This window comes from Clostridium algoriphilum (genome assembly GCF_020443705.1).
In the GTDB taxonomy this organism is placed as follows: domain Bacteria; phylum Bacillota; class Clostridia; order Clostridiales; family Clostridiaceae; genus Clostridium_AD; species Clostridium_AD algoriphilum.
Genome location: NZ_JAIZZK010000016.1, coordinates 79,644 through 92,216, shown reverse-complemented (window position 1 = coordinate 92,216; position 12,573 = coordinate 79,644). Strand labels below are relative to the sequence as shown.

The window sequence follows — 12,573 nt, the reverse complement described above, 5'->3', positions numbered from 1 at the left end:
AACAAAACTGCATTGTATTTCTTCAAAGTATTTTTTCACTTTTCAACGTGCAATTAAAACCCTAATATTTACATTCCTGTTTTTTCATAAGTTAGTTAACACTATCATTTATTTTTTCGGCTTACTAAAATCAGTAACCATAATATATTATTCATCAATATTCAATTACGTTCCTGTTTATAGAGTTGAACACTTGTATACAAATAGTAAAAGCATTCACTATAACACTTTATTATATTGCATGAATTCTGTGAATTTCTAGCTTTCTTTTTTATGGCTATGGGTAAGAATAGAATCTTTGCATATTGGTTAAAATTCATATATATGTACTGTTTTTGTAACGAAGGAGATATACATGAAAATTGAAGCTATTTCTGAAAGACAAGGATGATACCTTTCGTTGTTTTTATTTTAGCTGAAATTAAGAATAGAAAATCATCAGCTACAAGTGTAGCTAAATAATTGTTAAGAAATCAGGTTATATGCACTCATATTAAGTCATAATGTTTTATTTGCTTAGCAGTATATACTACTATTTTCATATTATAAATCCAAATAGAAAGAAGGGCTTAAATGACAACCGAAGCAAAAATACAATTAACTTCAACTGAATTAGGTACATTATGGATGAGTTATTTCGCAAGGTCAAGCATAATACTAATGTGCGATTTGTTTAAAGACAAAACTATTGAGAAAGAGGCTCAAAACATAGTAACTGACTTTGTTACCGAGGGACAAAATATAACAAATAAACTTGTAAAAATATTTAATGATGAAAAAGTAGTTATTCCAGTAGCATTCGATGAACGTGATGTTATAAGAGAAGCACCACCTCTATTTGATGACATTTTTAACATATTGTTTCTTCGCCAAATGTTGAAGATAAATTTTGGTCATTGCTCTGTATATACAGCTATGTCATATATGGATGAAGTTCATGATTTGTATAAAATTAGTTACGATACTTGCGATAAATTTTATTTTATCACAACAAAATATCTATTAAAAAAAGGCGTGCTTGCACGACCACCATATGTAACTATGCCAAATAAAGTAGAATTTATTGAAGATAAAAAATACATGAGTGGAATTAATCCTTTTTCTGATAAACGCTCACTCAATACAATTGAGGTTGGTTTTCTTAATGAAGCTATCGAGGACAATATTTTTGGTATGCAGTTGATGACAGGATTTGCGCAAGTTGCAATTGATAGTGAAGTTAAAAAATACTTCATAGAAGGTAAGGAACTCGCTAAAAAGATTATTACTAAATTAAGTGATATATTATTACAAAGTGATATTCAACCTCCGAGTACATGGGCAGGTAAAGCGACAGATTCAACTAAATCGCCCTTTTCAGATAAACTTATGATGTATATTACCAGTATGTTATCCAGCTCAGCAATAGGTTATAACGCACTCGGTACATCTTTTAGTTTGAGAAGTGATTTGCATTCTAAGCTTATACTTATCACAAAGGATACATTTTATTATGCTAAAAAAGGCGGAAAATTAATGATTGAACATAAATGGATGGAAGAGCCCCCTCAAATGGAAGACAGAAATCAACTTACAAAATTATAAAATAAATAAGGATGCACAAAAAAGGAGCTTAAAGTTTAGCTCCTTTTTTGTTTAGAAAATTTTAAGTTTATTATTTTACCATAAAAGCCCTCTCACCATTTAATGCATAAATGGAGTGTATTTTCTCAATTAGACACCTTTTATGCAGTTAAAATAGTATATACTGGTATACATAAATGTAACAATGAGGGTATATGCTAGTTATAGAGATTTACTAAATATCGTGAAATTATATTTTCACGACATTTTACTTTTCACATTCTTATTATATTAAAGGGTTAAATAAGTTATCAATAACATTATCTTAAACAATATTTATATCAAGTCTTTCTATAAGTTTTAAAATTAATTAATATCTGAGGATTATCCTTAATAAATTGTACGAAATCTTGAAAACATTTAGTTGTTTTATTACTTATTGTATGTTCAATTTTTTCAGTTTCTTCTAAAATATCAGACTCTGAAACATCAAGTATTCTTAATAAACTTTCTATAGTATTATGACGATTAAGTAGTTCCTTTCCGAATTTCTTTCCATCCTCTTCTAGTTCTAAAACACCATATTTTATATATTTTAAAAGTTTCAGTTCTGCTAATTTATGTACCATGTTTGTAGCCGAAGGTGGTTGGACATTAAGTGCATTAGATAGTTCATTAACCCTTGTAAATCCTGTATCTAAAGATAATCTATATATCATTTCAAGGTAATCTTCCATAGACGGAGTAAGAAATTTTTTTTCTTTTTTCATATATCCATTTAAAGTATAAAAATCGTTTTTCAACACATTATCACCTACTTTAAGCTATAGTCTTTTAAATAAATTATATGCTTAAACAAATAAAAGAATTACCTTCGTAACATTAAAAAAAACCATGCATAATATGTATTACAGAAATGAATTTAGTCTAGGCTAACAAATTTAGTTATCAATAACAATTTTAGTTATACCAAAAGAATTAAATACGAAGGGTGATGTTAACTTATGGAAATGGAAAGTGATAAAAACTTAATAAATGATAGTTTATCTGCTCCTAAGCAGGGTACAAATAATGGCACGGAAAAGCTAAGTAAGGTAAAACAGTTAATGACGTTTATAGGGCCTGCTTTTGTTGTTAGTGTTGCATATGTTGACCCAGGTAACTTCGCAACTAATATAAGTGGAGGGTCACAATTCAACTATACACTCATTTGGGTGATTTTATGGAGCAACATACTGGCTATATTCTTACAGACTATGTCTGCTAAACTAGGAATAGCCACAGGACATAATTTACCTGAAATGTGTGCTAAGGTATTCCCTAGGTCAGTAAACTGGATATTCTGGATTATCGCTGAAATAGGTGCTATGGCAACAGATTTGGCAGAGTTTCTAGGGGGGACATTAGGATTATATTTATTGTTTCATATACCTATGATATACGCAGGACTTCTTACGGGACTTATAACATTTATAATTTGCTATTTAGAAAAGTATGGACAGAGAGTTGTTGAAATCATAATAGCAGCACTTGTTACCGTAATCAGTATCGCATATGCAATAGAATTATTTCTAGCTAAACCAGATTGGACTCAAGTGGGCATTCATACATTAATTCCTATGCTACCCAATGGTGCCGCTGTATTTATTGCTGTAGGTATGCTTGGTGCAACAGTTATGCCTCATGTAGTATATTATCACTCACAGTTAGTTCAGGAAAGAAGTACTAATTCGTCAAATGAAGGGAAATTAAGACATTTGAAAATGGAAAAGATAGATATTACTATAGCTATGAATATTGCTTTTATTGTAAATGCTGCAATGGTTGTTGTATCAGCTTCGGTTTTTTATAGAAATGGAATTATAGTAAATACAATTGAACAGGCTCATACATCTTTACAACCATTATTAGGTTCTCTATCAAGTGGCGCCTTTGGAATAGCATTACTTGCATCAGGACTATCCTCCTCTGCTGTTGGAACCATGGCAGGTCAGACTATTATGAAGGGGTTTGTTAATTTGAGCATACCTATAAATGTTAGAAGAATTATAACCATGATGCCAGCTTTGGTTATAATTGCACTCGGAATTAATCCGATTTATGCTCTTGTTTTGAGTCAGGTTGCACTTAGTTTTATTCTACCATTCCCAATATTTCAAATGTTAACTATAGCTAAACGTAAAGACTTAATGGGTATTTTGGTTAATAAACGTATAGTGCAGTTCTTTGGTGGTTTAATAGCTGCGGTTATAATTTTACTAAATGCAGTGCTCATGTACCTAACATTTACAGGTAAGGTTTAAAACAATAAATGTCGTGAAAGTCTCTCTTTTCACGACATTTGCTTTATTCAGACTTATTATATTAAATAGGTTTTATCGCATAATTAACGAAACAAGAGGCTTAAGCATAACTTAATATATTTTCTTCTTACCATTCAATAATAATTCCACCATGAGTAAGTCCCCCACCAAATCCGTAAAGTAGTATCTTATCACCTGAAGCTACTTTGCTTTCTTTTAATGCTAACCAAATAGCTAGAGGAATAGACGCACTTGAGGTATTTCCGAATTCTGTTACACTAACTAAAGTTTTCTCAATAGGATACTCAAGACGTTTGCATATACCTTCAATCAAACGCAAATTTGCACTGTGAGGTACAAACCACTTAATATCTGAAAGTGAGAGCTGAGAGGTTTCTAAAAGTGTTCTAATACCCTCTACTACATTTTTCATAACGTATCTATATACTTCGCGACCATTTTGAACGATACAATGTTCCTTTATAATAGATGATCCCCCAATATTTTTTGAATGATTGCTACAGTAGATACTATCAGCCCCACTGCCGTTTGTTTCGAAATTTGTAGCAATGAAGGCGCCTTTTCCATCAGTTTTTTCTAATAAAAATACTGCCGCCCCGTCACCAAAAAGTATGCATGTGTTTCTATCTGTATAATCAATAAGTTTAGATATTGTCTCAGTTGCTATAACTAGAATTTTTTTATTTTGCCCAATTGAAATAAATGCATTTGCTACTGATAAGGCGTAGACATATCCTGTGCAAGCTACATTGATATCCATAACACCAGTTTTTTTGATACCAAAATGATCCTGAATTAATGAGGCTACATTCGGGACAATATGGTCTGGGCTAGTTGTTGAAACCACTATCATGTCTACATCGGACACGTCAGCTCCGTAAACTTCAATCAAATTTTCAACAGCTTTTATAGCTAAATTACTTGCATTTTCAGTTTCACTACTGATATGTCTTTTTCTTATGCCTGTGCGTCGAATAATCCATTCATCACTTGTATCTACCAACTTTTGCAAATCACAATTGGTAAGAATATGTTCTGGAACATAACCGCCGACTCCAGTTATTTTTGTTTCTGATTTTATTATCACACTGTTACCTCCTGTTAATTAAAATATTATCAATTACTGATAAAATAACCAAGTTTTATATTCTGCTGCAATATTTTTTTGAGATCAACTCAATCACAAGTTATTTAGGTGGTAAATATAAATAACATTATACCGCTAGATGTGCATATACAACAAATGAAATTATTATTTCACGACATTTTACTTTTGAAATAATATTTTTAAAGGATTGTAGATTTATTATCTTGAATGAGGTAGGCTTATTTTCCTATCTTATAAACTCAGATAAAGGGCGATTACCTGTTCATATTAAAAATATCAGGGTAGAAGCAATTAAGGCTTTTGAGAGGACTACAAAATTATTTTCAGAAGTTGAAGTTTTACCTCAAGAATTTTATGTTGGATATATTAAAGTGTTCTGTCGCTGTCACGAATTATAATGAATACTGATGATAACTTTGACCACACAATATAATTCAAGCTGGTAAAATGATACCTATGGACATAGTAAGGGTGATTTAGTCCTGCTAGGAACCGGTGCGAAATTTATACCTCTGAAATAAATAGTAGTTACTAAAAGGTGGATAGAACTAAAGCTAGGTAGAAATGGAGCATTAATGCAGAGTTAGGGTAGTGAAAATTAAGAGACTCTGAAAAGAATATAAACATAGATCAAAATAAAAGGGATTTCTGAACAGGGAATCCCTTAAAATCTGTTTTGAAATGTTTGACATAAAAATACTCCTCCTCACAATCATTGATAATTAACTTATCTCAATTATATCCAAGAAAGAGTACTTAATTATTCTGTTTACACAAAATTATTTACAGGCCTCACCAATGTATCCCTTTGGTAATAAACCTAAGATTTCTCTTGCTTCATGTGGTGTTGCGATTTCTCTATCCAGTTCCGTTGCAAGTCTAACTACTTTTTCTACTAATTCTGAGTTTGATTTAGCTAGTATGCCTTTTTTAATATATACATTATCTTCAAATCCAACTCTTACATGACCGCCCATAATGATAGTCATAGCTGCCATTTGGAATTCACTTCTACCAATACCTGATACAGTGAAAGTGCTTCCTTTGGGTATACTTTCCTCCATAAATACTAAGTCCCTTGGAGTGGCAGTAATACCTCCATTTACGCCCATAACAAAATTGAAATGCATTGGTGTTTTTATAAAATCTTTCTTTTGAAGTCTTATAGCCATGTCTATCATGCCCTTATCAAAAACTTCAATTTCTGGCTTTACGCAAAGTTCAATCATCTTTTGAGTGAACTCTTTAATAGCATTTTCAGTGTTTATGAATATCTCATCTCCACCAAAATTACAGGTGCCTGCATCTAAAGTTGCCATTTCTGGACGCAAATCAAGAGGTTGTAACCTTTCTACGTTACTCATACCGACCGCTCCGCCGGTTGATGGTTGAATAATTACATCCGGGCATCTATCTTTAATAGCTTCAATGCAGGATTTAAATCTTTCTCTATCTTGAGTAGGTGTTCCATTATCTTTCCTTACGTGCAAATGAATAATGCTAGCTCCTGCTTTATATGCTTTTTCGGATTCTATTGCTATCTCTTCAATAGTATAAGGCACGTTTGGATTATGTTCTTTTGTAACTTCTGCTCCGCATATAGCTGCTGTAATTATTAGTTTTTGCATGTGGGTACCTCCTTATAGATCTCTTAGGTAGAAAATAATTATTAATTATTATTTACCATAATGTTTATGATAAGTTATATCTACTATTTTCTTTGTTTATCTTTTGTAACTACGCAAGTTCCGCTTGCTTTGCAAACCACTATTGGTTCTACTAATACATCGCAAGCTGTATCATTTATATTTGGTCTGGGTACTATGAATTTTATTGCTTTAAAAATCATTTTTCTTGATGAATTCCCAACGGCTACTATTTCTCCAACAGCTTCGATGAAGTCTCCTGCATAAACTGGTGCGAAGAATTCTATAGCATCATATGCTTTAAATAAACCTTCATCACCATCGTTTAAAATTAAAAGTTCTGTAGCTACATCACCAAATAATTGAAGTATTCTCGCGCCATCCACTAAGTTTCCACCATAATGTGCATCATGGGCACTCATTCTCAATCTGATTAAAGATTTCATTTTATATTCCTCCTCTTTTCTTGTTGTCGTCTTGACTACAAAAAATATAAGCTTCTATTTAGTTCATATGCATTACCTTTTTAATAAATTTACAGTTATTAAAAATAAGTGAAAAAGGGTGGTCAGGATTTCAAAATTAGACTAATAAACATGATGAAAATTTAAAGATAGGAAAGTGACATATATGAAAATGATTTTTAGGAAACATTGCATAAACACTTGAATATTAATAATAAGATAACAGTAACATAAATAACAATCAATCAATTTTAATTAGAAATTATTACTTATATATTACAATTTATTACAAGATTATGCAATTAATAATTGTATTTTGAGAGGAAGATGAGAAAAAATGTTTAAGCATAACTTACAAATATCTGAAGAAATCAAACTATCTAAAGATATCATAACATCTGAGGTAATTACATTAATGAAAGAACTGATTTCAATACCTAGTCCCTATTTTCATGAAGATGCTATTATGGATTTTACATATCGCTGGTTTATTAAAAATGGTATGAGCGCATACATTCATGAATATCACGAATCGAGAATTACTAATTTTAAGGGCAAAAATGTTATCAGTGAAATTAATGGTAAAAGTGATGGACCGACCATCTGTATAAATGGTCACATGGACACCGTTAATCTTTGTAATGGGTGGTCTAAGGATCCATATGAAGGAGTGGTAGAAGGCGATAAAATTTACGGGCTTGGTGCTTTGGATATGAAATCAGGTTGTTGTGCTTCTATGCTTGCTATTAAAAAGTTTCATGAACTCCACAAAACATTTCATGGAAAAATTATTGCAACCTTTGTTTCAGATGAGGAAGGCCCTTATGGGCTTGGAACAAATGCTTTAATTGAGGAGGGGTTACTTAAGGACGTTGATTTTTCAATCATTACTGAACCAAGCGAGGGTTCCGATAATCCATGTTACCCCGATGTGTCTCTTGGTGCAAGAGGCGGATACGGTCTTGAGGTTGAATTTTTCGGTAAAGCTGCCCATGCGGCACTACCAGCAACAGGTATAAATGCAGCAATGGATGCTGGAAAATTTATGTGTGAATTAGAAAAAATTGATTATGATGAAGCTGCATTTTTAGGAAAAGGTGTTGCCTGCGTTATTGCTGTAGAAAGCGATGGTGGTGCTTGCAGTGTTCCGGATTATGCTAAAGTCAAACTATTTTGGCATATTGTCATAGGTGAAGATGAGAAAACAATAGAAAACTATATAATAGATGCAGTAAGAAAAGCAAATATTCAAAGTACTTTTAAAATTTCTTTTAGAGATGCACCAACAGGCGGTAGCAAGGGCTATATGCCATTTATAGTAGCAAAGCAAAATCACTTCGTCGCTGCTTTCTTAGAATCAATAAAGGATATTTATGATCGCGAAGCAAACATCTCTTATTTCAAATGTATTGGTGATTTTAACTACTTAGGTTCAAGGTTAAATGCACCTGCAATAATTTTCGGCAATGAAGGTAAAAATTTTCATGGTGCTGATGAGTATGCTACCATAAGTTCTATTATCAAAACAGCGGATATCATCTACAACTTTTTAGTCAAAGTACTTAGTGACAATAGCTGCTCGAGTTTTGGTAAAAATTCTGAAAACACACAAGGATTAACGGTTTGCTGACAAATTTAGAAGTGTAAAATTTGGTAAAACCTATTCTTATAGAATAGGTTTTTATACATAAACGTTAAATTCCTTGAATATCAATAATTATAGCAACTAAAATAAGATACAGAAGCAATCATGTGTCTTTTTTATTTGATTATATCAGTGGAGTCAAGCATTAATGTAATATTTGCTCATCAAGTTAAAGTGTCGTACATGTATCTCAGCTTGAATGGATAAATAAGAGGAGGAACAAATAATGAATAAAGGATGTAAATACGGTACTCACAGGGTAATGGAGCCAAAAGGTGTACTACCACAACCAGCAACTAAAATCTCAAATGATATGGATATATTTGATAATGAAATTTTAATTGATGTTCAAGCTTTAAATATAGACTCAGCTAGCTTTAAGCAAATAGATGAGGAAGCAGGTCATGACATAGAAAAAATAAAAGCTAAAATCATAGAAATTGTTGCCGCAAGAGGAAAGATGCAAAATCCAGTAACTGGCTCAGGTGGAATGCTTATTGGAACAGTTGAAAAAATAGGCGAAGCAATAGAAAAAACAACGGAACTTAAAGTTGGAGACAAAATATCTACATTGGTATCATTATCATTAACACCTTTAAAAATATATGAAATTATAGATATTAAACCAGACATTGATAGAGTTGTAATAAAAGGAAAAGCTATTTTGTTTGAAAGCGGATTATATGCAAAACTACCAAAGGATATGGATGAAAATCTAGCATTAGCAGCATTAGACGTTGCAGGAGCACCAGCTCAAGTCGCTAAACTTGTTAAACCTGGTCAGGCAGTTCTTTTATTAGGTGCATCAGGAAAATCAGGGATGCTTTCCTGTTATGAAGCAGTTAAGAGAGTAGGACCAACAGGAAACGTTATAGCCATTGTAAGAAACGAACAAGGGGCAGCAAAATTAAGAAGATTAGGATTAAGAATGCAAATAGTTATTTGCGATGCAAGAGAAGCTATTAATGTAATGAACACCACTTTAGCTCACAACAATGGATGTGAAGTAGATGTAGCAATAAACATGGTTAATGTTCCGAGTACTGAAATGTCAACAATTTTGCCAGTAAAAGATGATGGAGTAGTTTACTTTTTCTCAATGGCTACAAGTTTTACAAAAGCAGCACTTGGAGCTGAAGGTGTAGGTAAAGACATTACAATGATTGTAGGAAATGGATACACTAAAGGACATGCTGAGATAACTCTTGAAGAGTTAAGAGAAAATGAATCATTAAGAAAAGTATTCGAAGAATTATATGTTTAGTTGTTATTGTAATCTGTAAAGGGTAAGGGGATATTACGAGTAAAATGAAAAACATGCAAAATTTACCTAGTATTTTCAATATGATTCAAAAATATGACAGTATTTCTATCATAGGAATGAATAAAAATGTAGGGAAAACAACCATCTTAAATTATATATTAAGAGAAGCTAGAGGGAAACTAGTCCTTGGGATTACGTCTATAGGAAGAGACGGAGAAGAATGCGATCTAGTAACTAACGACGACAAACCTAAAATTTACATAGAAAAAGGAACTATAATTGCAACTGCAAAACAATGCTTATTCAATAGTGACATTACTAGGGAAATTTTAAAAACTACTGGTTTTAATACTCCTATGGGAGAAATAATTATATGCAGAGCTTTAAGTGACGGATATGTAGATTTAGGTGGTCCATCTGTAAATTCTTATATGAATTTAATTTGTGATGAACTTAAAAGGTTTGGCAGTGAGCTGGTAATTGTGGATGGTGCTCTTAGTAGAAAAACATTTGCTTCCCCCTCTGTTACTAATGCTACAATTTTATCAACTGGAGCGGCAATGTCAAGAAATATGGCTAAGGTAATAGACGAAACCAGTCATACTGTTAATTTACTAACACTTGAGAATGAAGAGGATATGGCCGTATTAAAGCTAGCTAATGAAGTTTTACTCATTGGTAGAATCGGTATTATATTTAAGGATAATTCTATAAAAATTCTAGATGTGCTTACGGCATTAGGATCCTCTAAGCAAATTGTAGAACTTTTAGATGGATATACATCCTATGTAGTTATTAAAGGTGCAGTTTCTAATAAACTATTGGAAGATATTATGGCATCCACAAACCAGTATAAAGGAGTAACGTTCCTAGTTGAAGACGGAACAAAGTTATTTTTAACTAAGGAGACTCTTTATAAATTTAAAAATGGAGGTGGAATCATAAAAACAATAAATCCCATTAACATAATATGTGTTACATGCAATCCAAAATCACCTTGTGGGTATGGATTTGATAAACGTAAGTTTTTAGAAGGGCTTAGGAATAAATTGAATGTACCTGTATTTGATGTAGTTGGAGGGGAGTAAATCGAAATTTTTAGATAAGCAGCAGAGAGATCAAATTGGATTTTCTTTTATTATGAATAAACTTGGAATGATTACTCCTTATGGACTAGAGGAAAGAAAAAAAATTAAGCCATTTAAAGCTTCAGAAACAAATCAATTAATTCTTGAATTAAATAGTCTAGAAAATATAATTAAATCCATGAGAACTAATACTTACGAGTATAAAGAAATAGGAAGAATATTTTACATGCTAAAAGATATTAGAAATTCTATTAAAAGATGTAGTGAAGATGGAATATTGGATGAAGTTGAATTATATGAAATTAAATGTTTTTCGTTATTAGTGACAGAATTAAAAAATGTCTTGGATAAATTACATCTTGATATAGAAGAGGTTCATCTAAATTCATTAGATAAAATTATTTCGATCCTAGACCCACTGAAGAGGGGAATATATACTTTTTATGTATATGATGAGTATTCTAAAAATTTAAAATGTATTCGTGAAAGAAAAAGAAAAAAGGAAAAAGAAATTTTTACTGAAAAAATAGAGGTTAAAGTAAGCAAGAAAAAGCAGCAAAGGCTAGATTTGGTCATTGAGGAAGAGGCGGAAGAACTGTGGATTAGAAAAGAGTTAACAATACAAATTTTAAAAGAAACGGAGAACATAAATCAGAATATAAAAGCCATAGGTAAATTAGATTTTTTGATTGCTAAAGCGAACTTGTCAATGGACTACAATGGTTCTCGTCCAATAATTTCTGATGAAATGCAAATTCATCTTGATAGCGCCTTTAATCCTGAAATTAAAGAGATATTAGAAAAAGGTGAAAAAGTATTTACTCCAGTTAGTATAGATCTATTTGTTGGTACAACTATTATTACAGGTGCCAATATGGGTGGGAAAAGTGTTACCATAAAGACTATTGTTCTTAATTTATTACTTGGTCAAATGGGTTTTTTTGTATTTGCAAAAAGAGCACAATTCCCAATTCTTAATTTTATCCATTTTGTTTCAGATGATATGCAGTCAATCTCCAAAGGGTTAAGTACATTTGGAGCAGAAATAATAAAGTTAAAAGAAGTGGTAGAGTGCGCAAAAACAGAGAATGGGTTTATAGCCCTAGATGAGTTTGCACGTGGTACTAATCCAAAAGAGGGGTACTACCTTGTAAAAGCTCTTTGTAAATATCTTTCTAAATTTAAGTCGGTAAGCTTGATTTCAACTCATTATGATGGAGTGGTTGAAGAGAACATGGTGCATTATCAAGTAACGGGACTCAAAAATGTAAATTTTGATGCACTAAAATATGAGATAGATTTAAATAAAACTCATTCTGTTGAAGTAATACAAGCGCATATGGATTATAAGCTAGAGATGGTAACGAGTAAAAATAAAGTACCAAAAGATGCACTTAATATAGCAGTGTTACTAGGTTTTGATGAAGAAATAGTAGATATAGCAAAAAGTTTCTATAAAGAGGAGGAATAA

At 31.8% G+C, this 12,573-nt stretch carries 11 protein-coding genes; 7 read left to right on the top strand and 4 right to left on the bottom strand.

Going from position 1 to position 12,573, the window contains the following annotated elements; genetic code table 11:
• Positions 1-573 precede the first annotated feature (573 nt).
• On the top strand, positions 574-1,584 hold the full coding sequence (locus tag LGK95_RS12815) for a DUF3231 family protein (RefSeq protein ID WP_226125180.1): 1,011 nt from the start codon (positions 574-576) through the stop codon (positions 1,582-1,584).
• 320 nt (positions 1,585-1,904) lie between these two features.
• Here LGK95_RS12815 and LGK95_RS12810 read toward each other — a convergent pair whose 3' ends face one another.
• The gene (locus LGK95_RS12810) at positions 1,905-2,369 is read right to left on the bottom strand and encodes a metal-dependent transcriptional regulator (RefSeq protein ID WP_226125179.1); all 465 of its coding nucleotides are present in this window, start codon (positions 2,367-2,369) and stop codon (positions 1,905-1,907) included.
• Between the two features lie 204 nt (positions 2,370-2,573).
• Between LGK95_RS12810 and LGK95_RS12805 the strand changes: the two genes are divergently transcribed.
• Positions 2,574-3,866, top strand: coding sequence for an Nramp family divalent metal transporter (locus LGK95_RS12805; RefSeq protein WP_226125184.1), 1,293 nt, complete (start codon positions 2,574-2,576; stop codon positions 3,864-3,866).
• A gap of 127 nt (positions 3,867-3,993) precedes the next feature.
• Here the strand turns inward: LGK95_RS12805 and LGK95_RS12800 are convergent, their stop codons facing one another.
• Entirely contained in the window at positions 3,994-4,974 is a 981-nt protein-coding gene (locus tag LGK95_RS12800; protein WP_226125178.1) for a ketoacyl-ACP synthase III, read from the bottom strand.
• A 224-nt stretch (positions 4,975-5,198) separates the two neighbouring features.
• Here LGK95_RS12800 and LGK95_RS12795 point away from each other — a divergent pair, with 224 nt between their 5' ends.
• The gene (locus LGK95_RS12795) at positions 5,199-5,393 is read left to right on the top strand and encodes a hypothetical protein (protein ID WP_226125177.1); all 195 of its coding nucleotides are present in this window, start codon (positions 5,199-5,201) and stop codon (positions 5,391-5,393) included.
• Positions 5,394-5,774: 381 nt separating this feature from the next.
• On the opposite strand, the gene kce is transcribed toward LGK95_RS12795, so the two are convergent.
• Both kce and kal read right to left on the bottom strand, forming a co-directional pair.
• The gene (kce, locus tag LGK95_RS12790; protein WP_226125176.1) at positions 5,775-6,623 is read right to left on the bottom strand and encodes a 3-keto-5-aminohexanoate cleavage enzyme; all 849 of its coding nucleotides are present in this window, start codon (positions 6,621-6,623) and stop codon (positions 5,775-5,777) included.
• Positions 6,624-6,706: 83 nt separating this feature from the next.
• Positions 6,707-7,087, bottom strand: a complete 381-nt coding sequence (gene kal / locus LGK95_RS12785) for a 3-aminobutyryl-CoA ammonia lyase (protein ID WP_226125175.1) — start codon at positions 7,085-7,087, stop codon at positions 6,707-6,709.
• A 355-nt stretch (positions 7,088-7,442) separates the two neighbouring features.
• Between kal and LGK95_RS12780 the strand changes: the two genes are divergently transcribed.
• The 4 genes from LGK95_RS12780 (at position 7,443) to kamC (ending at position 12,573) form a co-directional block, all read left to right on the top strand.
• Positions 7,443-8,735, top strand: coding sequence for a M20 family metallopeptidase (locus LGK95_RS12780; RefSeq protein ID WP_226125174.1), 1,293 nt, complete (start codon positions 7,443-7,445; stop codon positions 8,733-8,735).
• 241 nt (positions 8,736-8,976) lie between these two features.
• Complete coding sequence (gene kdd / locus LGK95_RS12775) at positions 8,977-10,014, top strand: L-erythro-3,5-diaminohexanoate dehydrogenase (RefSeq protein ID WP_226125173.1); 1,038 nt, start codon at positions 8,977-8,979, stop codon at positions 10,012-10,014.
• A gap of 44 nt (positions 10,015-10,058) precedes the next feature.
• Positions 10,059-11,102: a lysine 5,6-aminomutase reactivase subunit KamB gene (kamB, locus tag LGK95_RS12770; protein ID WP_226125172.1), complete on the top strand. Its 1,044-nt coding sequence runs from the start codon at positions 10,059-10,061 to the stop codon at positions 11,100-11,102.
• Positions 11,089-12,573 (top strand): lysine 5,6-aminomutase reactivase ATPase KamC, encoded by a 1,485-nt coding sequence (kamC, locus tag LGK95_RS12765; RefSeq protein ID WP_449727679.1) that lies wholly within the window; start codon positions 11,089-11,091, stop codon positions 12,571-12,573. The genes kamB and kamC overlap by 14 nt, the downstream gene beginning before the upstream one ends.

Excerpts from the sequence above, each read along its gene's own strand:
- kdd (WP_226125173.1), top strand. The coding sequence starts at position 8,977 with ATGAATAAAGGATGTAAATACGGTACTCACAGGGTAATGGAGCCAAAA.
- LGK95_RS12815 (WP_226125180.1), top strand. The coding sequence starts at position 574 with ATGACAACCGAAGCAAAAATACAATTAACTTCAACTGAATTAGGTACA.
- kce (WP_226125176.1), bottom strand. The coding sequence starts at position 6,623 with ATGCAAAAACTAATAATTACAGCAGCTATATGCGGAGCAGAAGTTACA.
- kal (WP_226125175.1), bottom strand. The coding sequence starts at position 7,087 with ATGAAATCTTTAATCAGATTGAGAATGAGTGCCCATGATGCACATTAT.
- LGK95_RS12805 (WP_226125184.1), top strand. The coding sequence starts at position 2,574 with ATGGAAAGTGATAAAAACTTAATAAATGATAGTTTATCTGCTCCTAAG.
- LGK95_RS12780 (WP_226125174.1), top strand. The coding sequence starts at position 7,443 with ATGTTTAAGCATAACTTACAAATATCTGAAGAAATCAAACTATCTAAA.
- kamB (WP_226125172.1), top strand. The coding sequence starts at position 10,059 with ATGAAAAACATGCAAAATTTACCTAGTATTTTCAATATGATTCAAAAA.